The 20,011-nt window shown below is 73.1% G+C and carries 18 protein-coding genes; 10 read left to right on the forward strand and 8 right to left on the reverse strand.

Translation table 11 applies throughout. The annotated features are described in order from the left end of the window. Positions 1-46: 46 nt before the first annotated feature. From xylB to ABZ883_RS05445, 4 genes are all read left to right on the forward strand, one after another. Positions 47-1,471, forward strand: a complete 1,425-nt coding sequence (xylB, locus tag ABZ883_RS05430; protein ID WP_360901888.1) for a xylulokinase — start codon at positions 47-49, stop codon at positions 1,469-1,471. A gap of 137 nt (positions 1,472-1,608) precedes the next feature. Further along, positions 1,609-2,199 carry an XRE family transcriptional regulator gene (locus ABZ883_RS05435; protein WP_360901891.1) on the forward strand — a complete coding sequence of 197 codons (591 nt, stop codon included), beginning with the start codon at positions 1,609-1,611 and terminating at the stop codon, positions 2,197-2,199. Between the two features lie 78 nt (positions 2,200-2,277). Continuing rightward, complete coding sequence (locus ABZ883_RS05440) at positions 2,278-3,465, forward strand: ROK family transcriptional regulator (protein WP_360901894.1); 1,188 nt, start codon at positions 2,278-2,280, stop codon at positions 3,463-3,465. Between the two features lie 78 nt (positions 3,466-3,543). After that, positions 3,544-4,428 carry a prohibitin family protein gene (locus tag ABZ883_RS05445; RefSeq protein WP_360901897.1) on the forward strand — a complete coding sequence of 295 codons (885 nt, stop codon included), beginning with the start codon at positions 3,544-3,546 and terminating at the stop codon, positions 4,426-4,428. Between the two features lie 192 nt (positions 4,429-4,620). Here ABZ883_RS05445 and ABZ883_RS05450 read toward each other — a convergent pair whose 3' ends face one another. Together ABZ883_RS05450 and ABZ883_RS05455 are read right to left on the reverse strand one after the other, a co-directional pair. Next, complete coding sequence (locus ABZ883_RS05450; protein WP_360901900.1) at positions 4,621-5,907, reverse strand: Ig-like domain-containing protein; 1,287 nt, start codon at positions 5,905-5,907, stop codon at positions 4,621-4,623. A 231-nt stretch (positions 5,908-6,138) separates the two neighbouring features. Then, positions 6,139-6,549: a hypothetical protein gene (locus ABZ883_RS05455; protein WP_360901902.1), complete on the reverse strand. Its 411-nt coding sequence runs from the start codon at positions 6,547-6,549 to the stop codon at positions 6,139-6,141. A gap of 186 nt (positions 6,550-6,735) precedes the next feature. Between ABZ883_RS05455 and ABZ883_RS05460 the strand changes: the two genes are divergently transcribed. Then, positions 6,736-7,020 (forward strand): hypothetical protein, encoded by a 285-nt coding sequence (locus ABZ883_RS05460; protein ID WP_360901905.1) that lies wholly within the window; start codon positions 6,736-6,738, stop codon positions 7,018-7,020. A gap of 10 nt (positions 7,021-7,030) precedes the next feature. On the opposite strand, the gene hutH is transcribed toward ABZ883_RS05460, so the two are convergent. The 5 genes from hutH to ABZ883_RS05485 all read right to left on the reverse strand — a co-directional run bounded on the left by hutH (position 7,031) and on the right by ABZ883_RS05485 (position 13,935). Then, positions 7,031-8,596: a histidine ammonia-lyase gene (hutH, locus tag ABZ883_RS05465; protein ID WP_360902922.1), complete on the reverse strand. Its 1,566-nt coding sequence runs from the start codon at positions 8,594-8,596 to the stop codon at positions 7,031-7,033. Positions 8,597-9,683: 1,087 nt separating this feature from the next. Then, a complete protein-coding gene (locus ABZ883_RS05470; protein WP_360901908.1) occupies positions 9,684-10,838 on the reverse strand; it encodes a GGDEF domain-containing protein in 1,155 nt (384 codons plus the stop codon). 99 nt (positions 10,839-10,937) lie between these two features. Continuing rightward, the gene (locus tag ABZ883_RS05475; protein ID WP_360901911.1) at positions 10,938-11,741 is read right to left on the reverse strand and encodes an enoyl-CoA hydratase-related protein; all 804 of its coding nucleotides are present in this window, start codon (positions 11,739-11,741) and stop codon (positions 10,938-10,940) included. Positions 11,742-11,837: 96 nt separating this feature from the next. Further along, complete coding sequence (locus ABZ883_RS05480) at positions 11,838-12,998, reverse strand: adenylate/guanylate cyclase domain-containing protein (RefSeq protein WP_360901914.1); 1,161 nt, start codon at positions 12,996-12,998, stop codon at positions 11,838-11,840. Positions 12,999-13,092: 94 nt separating this feature from the next. Further along, positions 13,093-13,935, reverse strand: coding sequence for a biotin--[acetyl-CoA-carboxylase] ligase (locus tag ABZ883_RS05485; RefSeq protein ID WP_360901917.1), 843 nt, complete (start codon positions 13,933-13,935; stop codon positions 13,093-13,095). 142 nt (positions 13,936-14,077) lie between these two features. Here ABZ883_RS05485 and ABZ883_RS05490 point away from each other — a divergent pair, with 142 nt between their 5' ends. The 4 genes from ABZ883_RS05490 (at position 14,078) to ABZ883_RS05505 (ending at position 16,737) form a co-directional block, all read left to right on the forward strand. Beyond that, positions 14,078-15,667: an acyl-CoA carboxylase subunit beta gene (locus ABZ883_RS05490; RefSeq protein ID WP_360901920.1), complete on the forward strand. Its 1,590-nt coding sequence runs from the start codon at positions 14,078-14,080 to the stop codon at positions 15,665-15,667. A gap of 17 nt (positions 15,668-15,684) precedes the next feature. Further along, complete coding sequence (locus ABZ883_RS05495) at positions 15,685-15,888, forward strand: acyl-CoA carboxylase subunit epsilon (protein WP_360902925.1); 204 nt, start codon at positions 15,685-15,687, stop codon at positions 15,886-15,888. An 86-nt stretch (positions 15,889-15,974) separates the two neighbouring features. Beyond that, complete coding sequence (locus tag ABZ883_RS05500; protein WP_360901923.1) at positions 15,975-16,106, forward strand: hypothetical protein; 132 nt, start codon at positions 15,975-15,977, stop codon at positions 16,104-16,106. Positions 16,107-16,119: 13 nt separating this feature from the next. Then, a complete protein-coding gene (locus ABZ883_RS05505; protein WP_360901926.1) occupies positions 16,120-16,737 on the forward strand; it encodes a nucleoside triphosphate pyrophosphatase in 618 nt (205 codons plus the stop codon). 595 nt (positions 16,738-17,332) lie between these two features. Here the strand turns inward: ABZ883_RS05505 and ABZ883_RS05510 are convergent. After that, positions 17,333-17,800 (reverse strand): hypothetical protein, encoded by a 468-nt coding sequence (locus ABZ883_RS05510; protein WP_360901929.1) that lies wholly within the window; start codon positions 17,798-17,800, stop codon positions 17,333-17,335. A 375-nt stretch (positions 17,801-18,175) separates the two neighbouring features. On the opposite strand from ABZ883_RS05510, the gene ABZ883_RS05515 reads away from it, so the two are divergent. Then, the gene (locus ABZ883_RS05515) at positions 18,176-19,948 is read left to right on the forward strand and encodes a biotin carboxylase N-terminal domain-containing protein (RefSeq protein WP_360901932.1); all 1,773 of its coding nucleotides are present in this window, start codon (positions 18,176-18,178) and stop codon (positions 19,946-19,948) included. Positions 19,949-20,011: the final 63 nt, after the last annotated feature.

Below are 20,011 nucleotides of genomic sequence, written 5' to 3' on the forward strand. Positions count from 1 at the left end.
TGAACAAATTAATATGCGAACGCCGCTTTGTGAAGGGAGCCGCAGCATGAGCCGCGACATGGGGCACGGAACGATCGCACTGGGTGTGGACAGCTCCACGCAGTCCACCAAGGTGCTGGCAGTCGAGGTGGAGACCGGAAAAGTGCTGGCCAGGGGCCAGGCACGGCATGTGGTGAGCGAGGGCGAGGGACGCGAGACCGACCCCGAGGTGTGGTGGACGGCACTCGGCGAGGCACTGGCCCAGCTGGGCCCGTACGCCGCGGAGGCCGGCGCGATCTCCGTCGGCGGGCAGCAGCACGGCCTGGTCGTGCTGGACGCGGACGGGAAGCCGGTGCGGCCCGCGCTGCTCTGGAACGACGTGCGCTCCGCGCCCCAGGCCGCCGCCCTGGTCGAGAAGCACGGCGCCGCCTGGTGGGCGGAGCGCTTCGGCAGCGTGCCCGGCACGAGCTTCACCGTCACCAAGTGGGCGTGGCTGGCCGAGCACGAGCCGGAGGCCGCCAAGGCCGCGGCGGCCGTGCGGCTGCCCCACGACTTCCTCACCGAGCGGCTGAGCGGCGCCGCCGTCACCGACCGGGGCGACGCCTCCGGCACCGGCTGGTGGGCCACCGACACCGAGGCGTACGACGAGGCGATGCTCGCCTCGATCGGCCTGGACCCGGCCCTGCTGCCCCGCGTCCTCGGCCCCGGCGAGCGGGCCGGCGCCGTCCTGCCGGGCCTGCCGCTGCGCGAGGGCGCCCTGGTCGCCGCGGGCACCGGCGACAACGCGGCCGCCGCCCTCGGCCTCGGCCTCGCCCCGGGGCAGCCGGCGCTCAGCCTGGGCACCTCCGGCACCGTCTACACCCCCTCGGCGGCCCGTCCCGCCGACCCGACGGGCATCGTCGCCGGCTTCGCCGGCGGCCACGGCGGCTGGCTGCCGCTGGCCTGCACCCTGAACTGCACGCTCGCGGTCGACAAGGTCGCGGCCCTGCTCTCCCTGGACCGGGAGGCCGTCGCCCCGGGCGGTTCCCCCGTGCTGCTGCCGTTCCTCGACGGCGAGCGCACGCCCAACCTGCCGTACGCCTCCGGCCTGCTGACCGGGCTGCGGCACGACACCACGCCGGGGCAGATCCTCCAGGCCGCCTACGACGGCGCCGCGTACGCGCTGCTCAGCGCGCTCGACCAGGTGCTCGCGGTCGACGGCACCCTCTCCGACGCGCCCCTGCTGCTGATCGGCGGCGGCGCCCGGGGCACCGCCTGGCGGGAGACGGTGCGGCGGCTGTCCGGCCGCGCGGTGCGCGTCCCGGTGGCGGACGAGCTCGTCGCGCTCGGCGCGGCGGCCCAGGCGGCGGCCCTGCTGACGGGCGAGACCCCGCAGGAGATCGCCCGCCGCTGGAACACCGCCGAGGGCCCGTCGTACGACCCGGTCCCGCGCGACGAGGAGACCCTCGGCCGCATCGGGGCGGAGCTGTCGCGGGCCTTCGGCGTGGCGTGAGCGCTCGGCCGCGGCGCCGCGGCCGCCCGGTCCGGCCCGCGCGGAACGCCGTCCGCGCGGGCCGCACCGGAGCGGGAGACCGCCCGCCATCCGGTACGGCCTTGACAACCGTGCTTGCCGGAACGGCAAATGGAGGCATGACGGACGACGACATACCCGGCGTGCTGTCCGGCGTCGGACCGCGGCTACGGGCGCTGCGGCGCGAACGGGGCGCCACCCTGGCGCAGATCGGCGAGCGGACCGGCATCTCGTCGAGCACCCTGTCGCGGCTGGAGTCCGGGCAGCGCAAACCGACGCTGGAACTGCTGCTGCCGCTGGCGAAGGCGTACGGCGTGCCGCTGGACGAGCTGGTGGGAGCGCCGCCGACCGGGGACCCGCGCGTCCATCCGCGCCCCGTCACCCGGCACGGGAAGACCTTCGTGCCGCTCACCCGCTACCTGGGCGGGCTGCACGCGTACAAGATGATCATCCAGGCGCCCCAGGACCCGGCGGTCCGGCCCGAGCAGGGGCAGCACGAGGGGTACGAGTGGGTCTACGTGCTGTCCGGACGGCTGCGGCTGACCCTCGGCGACCACGATCTCGTGCTCACCGCGGGCGAGGCCGCCGAGTTCGACACCCGCACCCCGCACGGCTTCGCCAACGCGGGACCGCAGCCCGTGGAGTTCCTGAGCCTCTTCGGGGCCCAGGGCGAGCGGATGCACCTCCGGGCCCGGCCGACGGGCGGTTGACCCGACCGCAGGGCGTGCGAGGGTAGGACAGAACACCACTTATCAGACAGCAGGCATCGGACGAGAGGAGATCGGCACGTGGCGGACGGCCCGGGATCGCAGGCGGGCGTGCGGAGGCGGAATCTGGCCCTGGTGGCCCATGCCGTGGCCGAGCACGGCGAGATGTCGCGCGCCGCGGTGGCCGCGGAGGTCGGCCTGACCCGCGCGACGGTCTCGACGCTGGTGGACGAGCTGCTGGCGACCGGGCTGCTCGTGGAGCTCGGCACACAGCGCCCCGGCACGGTCGGCCGGCCCGGCACCGCGCTCGCCCTCAGCGACAGCGGCCCGGTGGGCCTGGGCGCCGAGGTCGGCGTCGACCACCTGGCGGTCTGCGCGATCGACCTGCGCGGCACGGTCCGCGTCCGGGCCCGCGTCGAGGCCGCCAACCGCGGCCGTCCGGCCCTCGAAGTGCTGCGCGAACTGGCCACGCTCGTCCGGGAGGTGACAGCCGAGGTCCACGACAGCGGGCTGTTCCCCGCCGGACTCACGGTCGCCGTCCCCGGCCTGGTCGGGCGCGACCGGCGGGAGGTCACACGCGCCCCCAACCTCGACTGGGAGGACGTGCCGGCCGCCCAGTACTTCGACGGCCTCACCCCCACCCCGACCCTGATCGACAACGAGGCCAACCTCGGCGCCCTGGCCGAGCTGTGGCTCGGCGGCCACGAGGGCGTCACGGACTTCGTGCACGTCTCGGCGGAGATCGGCATCGGCGCCGCGCTCGTGATCGACGGCCGGCTCTTCCGCGGCGCCCGCGGCTTCGCCGGTGAGCTGGGCCACGTACCGGTGTTCCCCAACGGCCCCCACTGCTCCTGCGGCTCCCGGGGCTGCCTGGAGCAGTACGCCGGCGAGGAGGCGGTGCTACGGGCCGCCGGGATCGGCCCCGACCGGCTGGACGCCCTCAAGGCCCTGCACACCGCGGCCGCCGGGAACGACGCCCCGGCGCTCAAGGCACTGGCCGCCGCCGGGCAGGCGTTCGGCATCGCCCTGAGCGGCGCGGTGAACCTGCTGGACCCGCAGGCCGTCGTGCTGGGCGGCACCCTGGCCGCGCTCGCCCCGTGGCTGCGCGGGGCGCTGGTGCGGGAGCTGGACCGGCGCGTGACGGACCGCCAATGGCCCGCGGACGCGGTCCTGGTGTCCCGGCTCGGCCGCGAGGGCGTCCTGCTGGGCGCGGCGTACAGCGTCGTGCGCGATCTCCTCGACGACCCTCAGCAATTGCGAACCCCTTAGACACCAGGGCCCGTTACGATGCGCATCCGCGCCGCACGGGGAGGCGGCGCGGATCGTGTCCGTCCCGGGGGGATTCCCGTGCTTGTGCTGTGCATCCTGTTGCTGATCGCGGCCGTCGTGCTGTTCTTCGTCGGCCGCGGCCGCACCGGGGGCTGGAAACTGGGCGCCGCCCTCACCGCGCTCGGCGGCGTCCTGGCCGGCGTCTTCGCCTGCGTCCACGTCGTCAGCGCCTACGAGGTCGGCGTGCCCGTGACCTTCGGCAAGGTGGGCTCGCCGCTGACCTCCGGCGTCCACTTCAAGTCGCCGTTCACCGACATCACCTCCTTCTCCACCCGCCCCGCGGACCTCAACCTCTACGACAAGGACGTCGTCGAGGTCCGTTCCTCGCAGGGCGGCGTGCTGTACGCGGACGTCACCGTGAAGTGGGCCGTGGTGCCCGCCAAGGCCGTCGACCTCTACCGGCTGGCGGGCAACGAGGAGGCCATCCAGGAACGCCTGGTCGTGCCGGACAGCCGCGAGATCATCCGCAACGTCTTCGCCCAGCACACCAGTGAGGAGGGCTACGCCTCCGCCCGCGAGGAGATCGGCGGGGAGATCGACGCCCTGATCAAGGAGCGCCTCGCGCCGCGCGGCATCGACATCACCGCCGTCAACCTGCGCAATGTGCGGCCGTCCGACCAGCTGCAGACGCAGATCGACAAGAAGATCCAGCAGGAGCAGGACACCGAGCGCGCGGTCGAGGCGGCCCGCACGGCCAAGGCCGAGGCCGAGCGCAAGCGGATCGAGGCGGAGGGCATCGCCCGCGCCAACCGGATCATCGCGGGCTCGCTCAGCGACAAGGTGCTCTACAACCAGTGCCTGGACGCCTACAAGGAGGCCGCCAAGTCCCACCCCGTCTACGCGGTCCCCTGCGGCACGAACAGCAACGGCACCCCGGTCATCGTGGACGGCTCCAAGGACTGACCGACCCGGCATGCACAGGGGCCCGGAACCAGAAGGTTCCGGGCCCCTGTGGCGCCCTGGCGAGTGAGCCGAAGGGGCGCGCGCCTGTCGAAAAGGAGAGCACGCACAGGCCCCGAGGAACGAGGGGCCGAGCATGGTCGACTGTCGACAGGCGCAACAGGCGCCCCGGAGGCGAACCGAGCCAAGAAAAAATCAGACCGCGCTGCCGGCCTTCCAGTCGGCCCAGCTCATGTTCCAGCCGTTGAGCCCGTTGGCCGGGTCGACCGTCTTGTCCTTGGAGTTCTTCACGATCACCACGTCGCCGACGATCGAGTGGGTGAAGAACCAGTACGCGTCGGTGCTGGTGTCCTTGGCGCCCTTGGTGTCGTTCAGGCCCACGCAGCCGTGGCTGGTGTTGACGTGGCCGAAGACCCCGTCCGAGCCCCAGTAGTTGCCGTGGATGAAGGTGCCGGACGTGGTCAGGCGGATGGCGTGCGGCACGTCCTTGATGTCGTACTCGCCCTTGCCGTCGTCGTCGGTGAAGCCGACGGTCGCCCCGTTCATCCGGGTCTCGGTGAACTTCTCGGACATCACCATCTGGCCGTTGTAGGTGGTGTGCTCGTCCGAGCCCGCCGAGATCGGGATGTTCTTGACGACCTGGCCGTCGCGGACGACCTTCATCTGGTGGGTCGAGGCGTCGACCGTGGAGACCTGGCTGCGGCCGATCTTGAAGGAGACGGTCTTCTGCTGGACGCCGTAGACACCGCTGGCGCCCTGGACGCCGTCCAGGTTCAGCTTGACCGTGACCGTGGAGCCGGCGGTCCAGTAGTTCTGGGGGCGGAAGTCCAGGCGGGTGGAGTTGAACCAGTGGCCGACGACCTGCTGGCCGGTGCTGGAGGTGACCGTGACCCCGGTCTGGACGGCCTTCTTGTCGGTGATGGCCTTGTTGAAGTTGATCGACACCGGCATGCCCACGCCGACGGTCTGGCCGTCCTCGGGGGTGTAGTAGCCGATGAAGCTGTGCGCGGCGGAGACGGTCGTGAAGGTCGAGTTCTCCGTGGCCTTGCGGCCCTTCGTGTCCTCCGCCTTCGCGACGATCGAGTACTTGGTGGCGCGCTCCAGCGGCGCGTTCGGCGCCCAGCTCGTGCCGTCGGCCGAGATCGTCCCCTCGACCTCCTTGCCGTCCGCGACGGAGGTCATCGTCACGGCGCTCAGCTTGCCCTCGGTGACGGCGACCTTGGAGCCGGAGTTGATGCTGACGTTGTCCGCGCCGGCCTTGGGGGTGATGGCTATTCGGGCGTCGGAGGCGTCCTTGGCCGCCGCGTCGTCCACCGACGCCTGGGACTTGACGGTGTTGTCGGTGCCGGCGTCCGCCTTGTCCCCCCCGCAGGCGGTCAGCGTGATCGCGCCGACGGCCAGCAGAGCAATGGCTGCCAGCTCAGCCCCCCGCTTGCGGGTGGGGCGCGGGTCGTTGGCTGTGCCGGTCTCGGCGCGCTTCACACGAATCTCCAATGTCTTCGGTACGCGATCCCCCAGCCCGCGGCTACGCAAGCCGCGGACCTCATTCGAGCGTCGGTCGTACTCTCGGGAACTGCCAGGGTCTTAGGTCCGTTCCTCCACGCCGCAGAGTGTGGGGAACAACACGATCGCGTTGCCCGCAGCAGCTCATACGGAACCCCGGACCCAATGATGGGCCCGGGGCCTGTGAGTCACGCACAGGGGATGACGCGTTCAGCGGCCGCCCGGTTCCTTCCCTTCCGGAACTCGGTCACCGCCGGCCTCCTCGGCTTCGTCGTCGTCGGCGTCGTCGGCGGATTCGTCGTCGTAGAGGTCCCACTCATCGGAGTCGGGGTCGTACTCGGTGTGAGCGCAGGACCAGGACGCCTGGACCATATCGACCCCTGGCACGCCCGTGACCAGGTCGAACGGATCGACCAGGTACGCCAGCGCCTCCGACTCGTCCTGGCGGACCGAGGACTCCGCGTGCTGCCGCTCGTCGTCCGGCATGTACTCGTCGCCGCCGAGCTGGTCGAGCGCGGCATCCGTCAGCTCGTCGGGCCCCGTGATCTCCAGGACCAGCTCGACCTGGAGCCGCACGTAACGCGGCCCGGTCTCCCCGATGGGGATGTCAGTAGTGCTCATGTGACGGAGCGTATGCTCGCGCGGCCCGCCGCGGGGGGAGGCACCCGGATCCGGCCGGGAGGATACCCGCCGGAGCGGCGCGGAGGTTACGGAAGGGTGCGTTCCAGGTTCGAACTTCCCTCCGCACCCCTTGTCTCACTAACATCGGGCTCCACGGTCAAGTCACCGCATCCGCTGGGGGATCCATTGACCTCGTACCGCTCTCCCGCTTACGTCGCCGTCGCCTCGGCGGCCGTGCTCGGCGCGCTCTACTTCGTACCGAACGCGTCCGCCGACCCGGAGCACACGACGACGACGGCTGCCCAGGTGTCCACGGCGACCTCCACCACCGCGTCCGGCGGTGCGGGGGAACAGCAGCTCGCGGACACCGGCAGTGTCGACACCACGCCGTACCTGATCGGCGGCACCGCGTTCCTCGGCATGGGCGCGGCGCTCGTCCTCAATGCGAGCCGCCGCGCCCGCGCCTACTGACCGGCAGATCTCAGGCGAGCGGCCCGGTCGCCGACTCGGCCGCCGCCACCAGGGCGCCGCTGCGGACGAATTCGTACGCGGCCGCCAGGTCCGGGGCCAGGAAGCGGTCCGGGCCCGGGCCGGTCACATCCGCCTCACGTGCCGCCTTGAGCACCGCCTGTGACGCGGGCGCCGGCACCAGCACCTCGCTGCCCTGCACCCGCATCTCGATCGCCCGGGACGCGGCGAACAGCTCGATCGCCACGATGCGGGTCAGGTTGTCCACCGCCTGCCGCAGCTTCCGCCCGGCCGACCAGCCCATCGAGACGTGGTCCTCCTGCATCGCGGAGGAGGGGATGGAGTCCACCGAGGCGGGGACCGCGAGCCGCTTGTTCTCGCTGACGAGCGCGGCCTGCGTGTACTGAGCGATCATCAGGCCCGAGTCCACGCCCGGGTCGTCGGCCAGGAAGGCGGGCAGGCCGTGCGAACGGCTCTTGTCCAGCAGCCGGTCGGTGCGGCGTTCCGCTATCGAGCCGAGGTCCGCGGCGGCGATGGCCAGGAAGTCCAGCACGTAGGCCACGGGAGCGCCGTGGAAGTTGCCGTTGGACTCCAGCCGCCCTTCGGAGCCCTCGTCCCCGAACACCACCACGGGGTTGTCCACGGCCGAGGCGAGCTCGCGCTCGGCGACGGTCAGCGCGTGCGCCACGGTGTCGCGGCCCGCGCCGGCCACCTGCGGGGCGCAGCGGATCGAGTACGCGTCCTGCACACGCGGGGCGTCGTCCTGGTGGTGCCCGGTGAGCCCGGAACCGGCCAGCACACGGCGCATGTTGGAGGCGCTGGCGGCCTGGCCCGGGTGCGGGCGGATGGCGTGCAGTTCGGGGGCGAGCACCTTGTCGGTACCGAGCAGCGCCTCCAGGGACAGCGCGGCGGTGACGTCGGCGGAGGTGAACAGCAGACGCAGGTCGTCGAGGGCCATCACGAGCATGCCGAGCATGCCGTCGGTGCCGTTGATGAGGGCCAGGCCCTCCTTCTCGCGCAGTTCGACGGGCGCGATGCCGTGCGCGGCCAGCAGCTCGGGAACGGGGCGCACGACGCCGTCGGGGCCCTCCGCCTCGCCCTCGCCCATGAGCACCAGCGCGCAGTGCGCGAGCGGGGCCAGGTCGCCGGAGCAGCCCAGCGAGCCGTACTCGTGGACGACGGGGGTGATGCCCGCGTTGAGCAGGGCGGCCATCGTCTCGGCGACGACGGGGCGCACACCGGTCCGGCCGGACGCGAGCGTCTTCAGGCGCAGGAACATCAGCGCGCGGACGACCTCGCGCTCCACGCGCGGGCCCATGCCGGCCGCGTGCGAGCGCACGAGGCTGCGCTGGAGCTGGGCGCGCAGTTCGGGGCTGATGTGCCGCACGGCCAGCGCGCCGAAGCCGGTGGACACGCCGTAGACCGGCTCCGGCTTCGCCGCCAGCGCGTCGACGACGTCGCGCGCCGCGGCGATCCCGGCCAGTGCCTCCGCCGACAGCTCCACGTGCGCGCCACCGCGGGCGACAGCCAGCACATCCTCCACCGTGGCCCCGTGGGCCCCGATCACCACGTTATGCATACCCATATTCACGCACCCTACGGACTGAATCCCAACCTGTCACGTGTCCGGTTTCCGACCCTACGCGGGGGGGCCGCGGGCCCCCACGAGCGCGCAAGCCCGGCTTGCGCCCCCGAGCGGGAACAACAGCCGGAACGGCGCGGTCACCAACCCGCCCGCGCAAGCCCACGGGCACCCCGCACGGCGGCGACAACCGACCGAGCCCTCACACCCACCCTGCGGCACACCGCAGCGCGAACAACCACAGCACCGGGACTGCGCGGCCACCGACCCGCCCGGGCACGGCGGCGACCAACCGCCCCATCCCGGCGCACCACAGCGCAAGCCCCCCACCCGGGATGGCACGGACACCGACCCAGCTGCGCCAGCCCAGCCCCCAACACAAGCCGAAGCCGCCGCCACCAGCACCCCGCACTCCGGCGACCAACACACCGCAACGCGACAACCCCCGACCGCAACCGGGACGGCGACCGGCCTGCACACCGCAGCGCCAACCACCACAGCAGCCGGGGACAGGTACCGACCCGCACGCGCAAGCCGGACTCCCGGCGCAAGCCGAAACCGGCGGCACCCACCACCCACTGCGGCTGCACACCCCGTAGGCCCGCGGCCAACGCACCACCGCAGGGGAACAACACCACCGCAACCGGGACCGCGACCCGCCTGGGCGACCCCGCGGGCACCCCCGCACGACGGCGATCAACCGGCCGAACCCCGGCACCCGCACGAGCCCGGCTTCGGGCCGCCCACCACAGACCACACGCACCGCGTACCGCGACGACCAACCGGCCGAGTCCTCGCGTCCGCGCAGGCCCCGGGCACACCGCCAGGCGGCAACCCCCACCACAACCGGGACAGGCACCGACCCGTCCGCACAAGCCGAAGCCGTCGGCCCCACCGCCGGCCACGGCTGCGCACCCCGCACGACGGCGACCGCGGAACAACCCCGGCCGCAGCCGGGACGGCACGGGCACCGGTCCGCACGCGCGAGCCCGGATTCCGGCGCAAGCCGTAACCGCCGGCGGCCAGCGCGACCGCAGCGCGGAAATCCCCCGCCGCAGTCGGGACCCCGCGGGCCGTGGCCCGCCTAGTCGCGGCCGCGGAAGCGGCGGCGTTCCACGTCGTGGCCCGCGGGCTGGTCGGCGAGGCGGACGACCGGGTCCTCCGGCGCCCCGCGGCCCGCGACGACCGGCTCGATGGAGTGCAGGGCCTTCGCCCGGTACTGGGCGGCGTCCGCCAGCCGGAACAGCCGCCGGGCCGAGGTGACCTGCCCGATCTCCGCGTCCGTCGAGGCCACCCCGACCGCGACCCCGTCGCCCAGTCCCAGCCACTTGGTCCGCACGCACAGCTCCTCGGCGACCCGGACCACGTCCTCGGCCCCGTGCCCGACCGACAGCAGGCAGAACTCGTCGCCTCCCAGCCGGGCCACCAGGCTCTCCTCCAGTGCCGCGCCGCACAGCGAGAGCACCGAGCCGAAGCCGACCAGCAGGCGGTCGCCGACCGCGTGCCCGAGCTGGTCGTTGACCCGTTTGAGGCCGTTGAGGTCGCAGACCACGAGGCTGACCGGGGTCCCGTCGGCGCGGTGCCGCTCCAGGGCCTCCTCCAGGCGCTGGTCCACCGCGCGCCGGTTGGCCAGTCCGGTCAGCGGGTCGGTGAAGGCCAGCCGCCGTACCTCCGCCAGCCGCTCGGTCTGCGCGATCCCGGCGGCGGTGAGCGCGGCCAGGACGGTGGCGAACTCGGTGTCGTCCCGGTCGAAGACCGGCCGCCCGGCCGCCCGGGCGACGTACAGCTCGCCCCAGGCGAGCCCGTGCAGCAGGATCGGCGCGATCACGCAGGAGGAGCGGCCGCGCCGGCGGAGCATGGCGACCCGCTGGTGGCAGTAGGCGCCGGTACGGTCGCCGGCGGGGCCCTCCGCGGTCTCGACCCAGGCGTGCGGCTCGCCGCCCTCGGTCCACCGGCCGTGCAGGAACTCCACGATCTCGGGGAAGTCGGCGACCGAGTAGACCTCCTCGTCGGGCTGCGCCTCCTCGTCGGGCGCGAGGTCGCCGTCGTTGACCAGGACCCGCAGCCGTCCGCGGTCGCGTTCCCAGCGGGAGACCGCCGCCATGGTGCCGCCGAGGGCGACCCGGGCGGCGGTGGCGGCGGCGACGACCGCTTCCATCGGCGACTTCGCCGCGGCCACCGCCCGCGCCAGCTCGGCGACGGCGCGCAGTCGCACGTCCCCGCCGCCGGTGCCGTTCATGCGCCCGTCTCCTGTCGCCGCACACTTTTTACCAGTTTGCGACGTTTACCGGATCGTGCGCGCTCCAGGCCCGCCCGGCACGGCCGTTTCCCGCGCCAATCACTCCCCCGGCCACACCGGGTCGCGCTTCTCGTTGAACGCCGCCACGCCCTCCGCGCGGTCCCCGGAGAAGGCGACCGTGCGCCAGGCCGCGTCCTCCACGTCCAGGCCGGTGCGCAGGTCCGTGCCCTGGCCGAGGCGCAGCGCCCGCTTGGCGGCCCACAGCCCCACCGGGGAGTTCCTGGCCATCCGGGCGGCCAGCGCCAGCGCCTCCGCACCGTCCTGGCCCTCCTCGGCGAGGACGTCGATCAGGCCGAGCCCGAGCGCCTCCGCCGCGGGCACCCGCCGCCCCGTGAAGATCAGTTGCGCCGCACGGGCGGCGCCCACCCGGCGCGGGAGCAGCTGGGTGCCGCCGCCTCCGGGGATCACGCCGACCGAGACCTCGGGCAGCCCGACGACGGCCGTCGGGTCCGCCACGATCACGTCGCAGGCCAGCGCCAGTTCGTAGCCGCCGCCCAGCGCGAAGCCGTGCACGGCGGCCACCGAGGGCATCGGCAGTTCCAGTACGGCGGTGTAGGCGGCCCGGGTGTGCGGGCGCTGCTTCATCAGGTCGGCGTCGGAGAAGGAGTTGCGCTCCTTGAGGTCGGCGCCGACGCAGAAGGCCCGCTCGTGGGTGGAGCTCAGCACGGCCACGCTCACCGACCGGTCGGCCGCCAGGGCCGCGCAGGCCTCGGTGATCCCGCGCGCCATGTCCGTGGAGACGGCGTTCATCGCCTTCGGCCGGTCGAGCACCAGCTCGGCGACCCGCCCCGCGTCACCGTGCCGGCGGACCGCCACCCACTCACCAAACCGCTGCTCGGACATTGCCCACGCACCCCTTCGGGTCGGCCGTTAACGATCGTGAACCAACCCGAGCAGGGTAGGGCGCCGGACCCGCGGGCGAAAGCGCCCCCGGCCCGCTCAGCCGCCGCGCCGACTCAGCAGCCAGGGCTCCACGACGCCCAGACCGCGCACCGGTCGGCGCCACATCGGCTGCAGCGCGAAGCGGTACTTCTCGTCCGACCCGGGCTCGATCTCCGCCTCCGACTCGGGCGCCTCGCCGCCGGCGACCAGCGCCTGCGCGAGCTCCCCGTCCACGAGCACCGCGTCGCGGGGCGCTATCGAGGTCAGCCGGCTCGCCAGGTTGACCGTGGTGCCGAAGACGTCGCCCATCCGCGTGGTGACCGTGCCGAAGGCGATGCCGACGCGGAGCGCGGGCATCGTCTCGTCGCCGTTCATCGTCTCGATCAGCCGCATGCCGATCTCCGCCGCGGTGCCCGGGTCGTCGGCGATGAACAGCACTTCGTCGCCGAGGGTCTTGACCAGCCGCCCGCCGTGGGCGGCGACCTGGTCGGCGGCCGTGGTCTCGAAGGCCTCGACCAGTTCGCCGAGTTCCTCCTCCTCCAGCCGCCGGGTCAGCCGGGTGAAGCCGACGAGGTCGGCGAAGCCGACGGCGAGCCGGCGGTCCACGGCCTCCTCGTCGTCGGAGCGCACGACCCGGCTGGTGGCGGCGGCCAGCTGGCGCCGCCAGACGTACGTCAGGAACTCCTCCAGCTCCGGCAGCAGCAGTTCGACCAGCGGGTAGGCGACCTCGGCCCGGGTCAGGCCGGGCTCCGGCGGCTCGGTCAGCTCCTCCAGGAAGGAGTCGGTCTGCCACTCGGCGAGCCGCGCGGTGGTCTGGCCCGTGGAGCGGGCCACTTGGATGGCGGTGTTCTCGCTGATCAGGCCGGCCTCCACCAGGCCCGCCAGGCGGCGCAGCGCGAGCACGTCGGCCTCGGTCAGGGCCCGTGCCTGGCCGATGTCGGCGAAGCCCATGGCGCGCCAGAAGCGCGCCGCGAGGTCCATGGAGACACCGGCGCTGCGGGCCGCCTGGAACGGCGTGTAGAGCCGCTCGGCGCCCATGATCAGCTGCTCCAGGCGGAGCGCGATGGGGTCCTCTTCCGGACCGGAGGTCCCGGCCCCGGGATCGTCCTGCGGCTCGGCGTCCGGCTCGTCCTCGGGTGCGGTGCCCTCGGCCCCGCTGCCCGGCTCCCGGTCCGGTCCGTCGTGCGACGGGAGGTCGCTCGCGTCGTCCACGCTCACCGCCCGCCCCCTCCAGGGTCCCTGCGCTCCGGCCCCTCCGCACACCTGTTGTATGGCGGCTGCCGCACCAACCATACGACAGGTGTGGCCTGGCTCACTCTCCCGCCGGCCGCACATGGACGACGTCGCCCGCGGCCACCGCCTGCTCGCCCGTGCCGGTGGCGACGACCAGGCGTCCGTCCTCGTCCACGGCGACCGCGCGGCCGGTCACCTCGGCCCCGCCGGGGAGCATCGCGCGCACCGTGCGGCCCAGGGTCGTGCAGCCGGCCGCGTAGGCCTGCTGGAGCCGCGAGGCGGCCGGATCGCCCTCCGCGGCCAGCCACTCGCCGTACCAGTCGGCCAGCGAGCGCAGCACGGCGCGCAGCAGCGGATCGCGGTCGGCGACCTTGGCCCCGGCGAGCGCCAGCGACCCGGCGGTGGGCACCGGCAGCTCGTCCTCGCGCAGGGTGACATTGAGCCCGATGCCCAGGACGACGGCGTCGTCGCCCACCCGCTCGGCGAGGATGCCGCCGGTCTTGCGCTCCTCGCCCCCGACCGTCACCAGCACGTCGTTGGGCCACTTCAGGCCCGTGTCGACGCCCGCCGTGCGCGCGACGGCGGTGGCCGTGGCGACCCCGGCGAGCAGCGGCAGCCAGCCCCAGCGGTGGGCGGGGGCGGCGGACGGCCGCAGCAGGACGGAGAAGAACAGCCCGGAGCGGGCCGGCGCCTGCCACTGGCGGTCCAGCCGGCCGCGGCCCGCCGTCTGCTCCTCGGCGACCAGCACCGCGCCCTCGGGGGCGCCCTCGCGGGCGCGGGCGCCCAGGTCGCTGTTGGTGGAGCCGGTGGCCTCGACGAGATCGAGGGAGGTCCACCGGCTGTCCGGGGTGACGATCGCCTTGCGCAGGGCCGTCACGTTCAGCGGCGGGCGGTCGAGGTCGGACCAGCGGTTCGATGTCATGTGCCCCAGCCTAGGAGCAGGGGTGTGGCCAACGCCGCACTGACCGGGCAGCATCCACGCGGTTACGCTACGGAAACAGAATTACTCGCCAGTCACGTCACACCCTCAGACCGACCCGACGGGAACAGGAGAGCCGCCTCCCATGGCTGAGCCGGAGTACGACATCCACACGACCGCGGGGAAACTCGCGGACCTGCGCCGCCGCACCGAGGAGGCGACCCACGCAGGCTCGGCGCGCGCGGTGGAGAAGCAGCACGCCAAGGGCAAGCTGACGGCCCGTGAGCGCATCGAACTGCTGCTGGACGACAACTCGTTCGTGGAGCTCGACGAACTCGCGCGGCACCGCTCCACCAACTTCGGCCTGGAGAAGAACCGCCCGTACGGGGACGGCGTCGTCACCGGCTACGGCACCGTCGACGGGCGCCCGGTCGCGGTGTTCTCGCAGGACTTCACGGTGTTCGGCGGGGCACTCGGCGAGGTCTTCGGCGAGAAGATCGTGAAGGTCATGGACTGGGCGCTGAAGACCGGCTGCCCGGTCATCGGCATCAACGACTCCGGCGGCGCCCGCATCCAGGAGGGCGTGACCTCGCTCGGCCTGTACGGCGAGATCTTCCGCCGCAACACCCACGCCTCCGGTGTGATCCCCCAGATCTCGCTGATCATGGGCCCGTGCGCGGGCGGCGCGGTGTACTCCCCCGCCATCACCGACTTCGTGGTGATGGTCGACCAGACCTCGCACATGTTCATCACGGGTCCCGACGTCATCAAGACCGTCACCGGCGAGGACGTCGGCTTCGAGGAGCTCGGCGGCGCCCGCTCGCACAACTCGGTCTCGGGCAACGCGCACCACATGGCGGGCGACGAGAAGGACGCCATCGAGTACGTCAAGGCGCTGCTGTCGTACCTGCCGTCCAACAACCTCCAGGAGGCGCCCTCCTACCCGCAGGAGGCGGAGCTGGAGGTGGGCGCCGAGGACCTGGAGCTCGACGCGCTGATCCCGGACTCGGCGAACCAGCCGTACGACATGCACCAGGTCATCGAGCACGTCCTGGACGACGGCGAGTTCCTGGAGACCCAGGCGATGTTCGCCCCGAACATCGTGACCGGCTTCGGCCGCATCGAGGGCAGCCCGGTCGGCGTCGTCGCCAACCAGCCGATGCAGTTCGCCGGCTGCCTGGACATCAACGCCGGTGAGAAGGCGGCGCGCTTCGTCCGCACCTGCGACAGCTTCAACGTCCCGGTCATCACCTTCGTCGACGTCCCCGGCTTCCTGCCGGGCACCGACCAGGAGTGGAACGGCATCATCCGGCGCGGCGCCAAGCTGATCTACGCGTACGCCGAGGCCACCGTGCCGCTGATCACCGTGATCACCCGCAAGGCGTTCGGCGGCGCCTACGACGTCATGGGCTCCAAGCACCTGGGCGCCGACCTCAACCTGGCCTGGCCGACCGCCCAGATCGCCGTCATGGGCGCCCAGGGCGCGGTCAACATCCTGCACCGCCGCACGCTCGCCGAGGCCGGTACGCCGGAGGAGGCCGAGTCGCTGCGCGCGGAGCTGATGCGGGAGTACGAGGACACGCTGCTGAACCCGTACGTCGCCGCCGAACGCGGCTACGTCGACGCGGTGATCATGCCCTCGGAGACCCGCATGCACCTGGTGAAGGGGCTGCGGACGCTGCGCAACAAGCGCGAGAGCCTGCCGCCGAAGAAGCACGGCAACATCCCGCTGTAAGGAGTGTGCCCACGATGATGATCAAGGTCGAGCGGGGCAACCCGACCCCGGAGGAACTGGCGGCCGTCGTCGCCCTGGTCCAGGCGCGGGCCGCGGCCGCCCCCGGCGCCGCCGACGGCCCGCGATCCGCCGACGAGTGGGCCGACCCCGCGCGCAACGTGCCGTCCAGGGCGCTCCGCCCGGCTCCCGCCGCCTGGCGCGCCACCTACTGGCCGCACTGAGCCGGGCACCGTGCCCGTGTGTGCCCGCCCGTTCCTGAGTATCCGTACTCAGGCGCGGGCGGCCGCACGCGGCGCACCCTGGACGGATGCTGTGGTCCGAACCGTCCGACGAACCCCCCGAGGAGATGCGGCAGGCCCAGGCGATGATGCGCCGGGCGATGCTCGTGATCGCCGTAGCCGTCCCCGTCATCACGGCCCTGGTGGCCTGGCGCGCCTGACTACGATGACGGCATGACCGACAGCCGCAGCGCCCGCACCCGCCCGCTCGTCCTCGCCTCCGCCTCCCCGGCCCGGCTCGGGCTGCTCAAGGACGCCGGGCTCGACCCGCGGGTCGTCGTCAGCGGCGTCGACGAGGAGGCGTTCACCGCCGGCAGCCCCGCCGAACTGGCCCTGGTGCTGGCCGAGGCCAAGGCCGCGGCGGTCGCCGCGGGACTCTCCGGCGAGGAGATCGTCATCGGCTGCGACTCCGTGCTGGACCTGGACGGCCAGGCCCTCGGCAAGCCCTCCGACGCGGAGGACGCCACCGCGCGCTGGAAGGCCATGCGCGGCCGCTCCGGTGTGCTGCGCACCGGACACTGCGTCATCGACCTGTCCCAGGGCGGCCGCCGGGTGTCGGCGACCGCCTCGACCACGGTCCGCTTCGGCACCCCGGACGACGACGAGATCGCCGCCTACGTCGCCTCCGGCGAGCCGCTGACGGTGGCGGGGGCGTTCACCCTCGACGGGCGCTCGGCCCCGTTCGTCGACGGTATCGAGGGTGACTCCGGCAATGTCATCGGGCTGTCGCTGCCGCTGCTGCGCAAGCTCTTCGCGGAGCTCGGTCTGCGCATCACCGACTTCTGGGTCTGAGACCCGGCCTCAACGGCCGTCAACCGCGACCGGACCGCGGGGGCGTCGCCATCGACGGCCGTCAGACCGCGGCCGGTGCCACGGGAGGCGGCGGGGATGCGCCCCCGTCCGGCTTCCCGGCGCCCGGGGACCACCAAGGCGACGCCATCGGCCCACAGCAGCAGGCTGAGCACCACCAACCCTCGGGCAGCCGGATCGGCGCATCACCGACTTCTGGGTCCGAGCACCGAGATCAGCTGCCGCCGACGGCCCTCAGACCGCGGCCAGGACCGCGGGGCATCGCCATCGGCGACCGTCAGACCGGCGCCGGCGCCAAAGAATGCGGCGGCGGGGCACCCCGTCCGGCTTCCCCGCGGCCGGGACCACCGGGGCGTCATCATCGGCGTACAGCACCGTGCCGAGCACCCCCAGCCCTCGGGCAGCCCGCTCCGCGCACTGAGCCCAAAGGTCGGCTGCCGCCAGCGGCCCTCCGACCGCGGCCCGCGCCACGGAAGGCCGCGGGAGGGGCGCCCTGTCAGGCTTCCCCGGCGACCGGGACCACGCCATCGGCGTACAGGACCGGGCGAGCCCCGAGGTCGGCTGCCGCCGGCGCCCGTCAGACCGCGGCCGGCGCCACGGGAGGCGGCGGGGGCGTGCCCCCGTCCGGCTTCCCCGCGGCCGGCACCACCGGGGCGTCACCATCGGCGTACAGCACCAGGCTGAGCACCACCAGTCCCATGACCACCACCAGCCCCACGAACGCGGCCCAGCCCACCGGCGCGGCCAGTCCGGCGGCGAGCACGCCGTGCGTGACGGCGCAGACGATCAGCAGGACGCGGCCGAGGCGCCGGGGGGCGCGGTCCCGGAGCGCGGCTCGGGCGAGGACGACCGCGCAGCCGATGAGGAAGAGCGCCATCAGCACGCCTGCCGCCCACGCCCCGACCGCCATGGCACGGGGCTCCAGGCCGCCGAGCGACATCTGCTGGTGCTCCACGGCGATGCCCATCACCCAGTTGACGACGGCGAAGCCGAACGCCTCCAGGACGAGCACCACGGCCGCTGTCGCGGCGACACTCCTGCGCACTGCGCGCCCCCTGTCCCCGACCGGATTACCGCCGGTATCACGTAAGGCGCACGCTACTAACGGGTAGGAGTGGCGGCAAGGGTTTCGTCACCGCCACCCGTATGGGGCGCCGCTCCGGCAAAGTTTTCCCCGGGCCTTCGTGGAGTTCCCACAAAACCAAGACCCCGTCGGCCACGGTGGAGGCAGGTGACCCGGCCCACACCCCAGGGCCTCAAGCACCGGGATGAAGAGGGATTTACCGTGGAAAGCCACGGCATACCAGCCCCCCGCGGGGACCCGTGTCACCCTCCGTGTGGGCAAGCTCACCCCCAGGGGCGCCTCGGCACGAAGTGTCGCCAGTACCTAAACTCTGCTTGTTTCAAGGAGGGAGCCATCGTGCGCAAGGTCCTCATCGCCAACCGCGGTGAAATCGCAGTCCGCGTCGCCCGTGCCTGCCGGGATGCCGGGATCGCCAGTGTGGCCGTCTACGCGGAGCCGGACCGGGACGCGCTGCATGTGCGCGTGGCCGATGAGGCGTACGCGCTGGGCGGTGACACTCCGGCCACCAGTTACCTGGACATCTCCAAGGTGCTGGCGGCCGCAGCCGAAGCCGGGGCGGACGCCGTCCACCCGGGGTACGGCTTCCTGTCGGAGAACGCCGACTTCGCGCAGGCCGTGCTCGACGCCGGCCTGACCTGGATCGGCCCGCCGCCGCAGGCCATCCGCGACCTGGGTGACAAGGTCGCCGCCCGGCACATCGCGCAGCGCGCCGGCGCGCCGCTGGTGGCCGGCACGCCCGACCCGGTCTCCGGGTCGGAGGAGGTCGTGGCGTTCGCGCGCGAGAACGGCCTGCCGATCGCCATCAAGGCCGCCTTCGGCGGCGGCGGACGCGGCCTGAAGGTCGCCCGCACGCTGGAGGAGGTCCCGGAGCTCTACGACTCCGCGGTCCGCGAGGCGGTCGCCGCCTTCGGGCGCGGCGAGTGCTTCGTCGAGCGCTACCTGGACAAGCCGCGGCACGTGGAGACCCAGTGCCTGGCCGACCAGCACGGCAACGTGGTCGTCGTCTCCACCCGTGACTGCTCGCTCCAGCGCCGCCACCAGAAGCTCGTGGAGGAGGCCCCCGCGCCCTTCCTGACCCCGGAGCAGAACGAGCAGCTCTACCGCGCCTCCAAGGCCATCCTCAAGGAGGCCGGCTACGTCGGCGCGGGCACCTGCGAGTTCCTGGTCGGCACCGACGGCACGATCTCCTTCCTGGAGGTCAACACCCGCCTCCAGGTCGAGCACCCGGTCACCGAGGAGGTCACCGGCATCGACCTGGTCCGCGAGATGTTCCGGATCGCCGACGGCGAGGAGCTCGGCTACGACGACCCGCCGATGCGCGGTCACTCCTTCGAGTTCCGCATCAACGGCGAGGACCCGGGCCGCAACTTCCTGCCGGCCCCCGGCACCGTCACCCGGTTCGACACGCCGTCCGGCCCGGGTGTGCGCCTGGACGCGGGCGTGGAGGCCGGCAGTGTCATCGGCCCCGCCTGGGACTCGCTGCTGGCCAAGCTGATCGTCACCGGTGCCACCCGGCAGCAGGCGCTGCAGCGCGCCGCGCGCGCCCTGGCCGAGTTCCAGGTCGAGGGCATGGCCACCGCCATCCCGTTCCACCGCGCGGTGGTCGCCGACCCGGCGTTCGCGCCCGAGGTGCACGGCGAGAAGGGCCCGTTCACGGTCCACACCCGGTGGATCGAGACCGAGTTCGCCAACGAGATCCCGCCCTTCACCGCCGTCGGCGACGGTGAGGAGTCCGACGAGTCGGGCCGCGAGACCGTGGTGGTCGAGGTCGGCGGCAAGCGCCTGGAGGTCTCCCTCCCGGCCTCGCTGGGCATGACCCTGGCCCGTACGGCGGCCGCCGGCGGTGCGCGCCCCAAGCGGCGCACCGCGAAGAAGGCGGGTTCCGCCGCCTCCGGCGACAGCCTGGCCTCGCCGATGCAGGGCACCATCGTGAAGGTGGCCGTGGAGGAGGGCCAGGAGGTCAAGGAGGGCGACCTGGTCGTCGTCCTGGAGGCGATGAAGATGGAGCAGCCGCTCAACGCGCACCGCTCCGGCACCATCAAGGGCCTGACCGCCGAGGTCGGCTCCTCCGTCTCCTCCGGCGCGCTGATCTGCGAGATCAAGGACTGATCCACGCCTGCGGCGGCACAGCGCCGCACGCACGGCACCGCACGCGGGCCCCGGCCGATCCTC

This window comes from Streptomyces sp. NPDC046977, from assembly GCF_040644455.1.
Classification (GTDB): Bacteria; Actinomycetota; Actinomycetes; order Streptomycetales; family Streptomycetaceae; genus Actinacidiphila.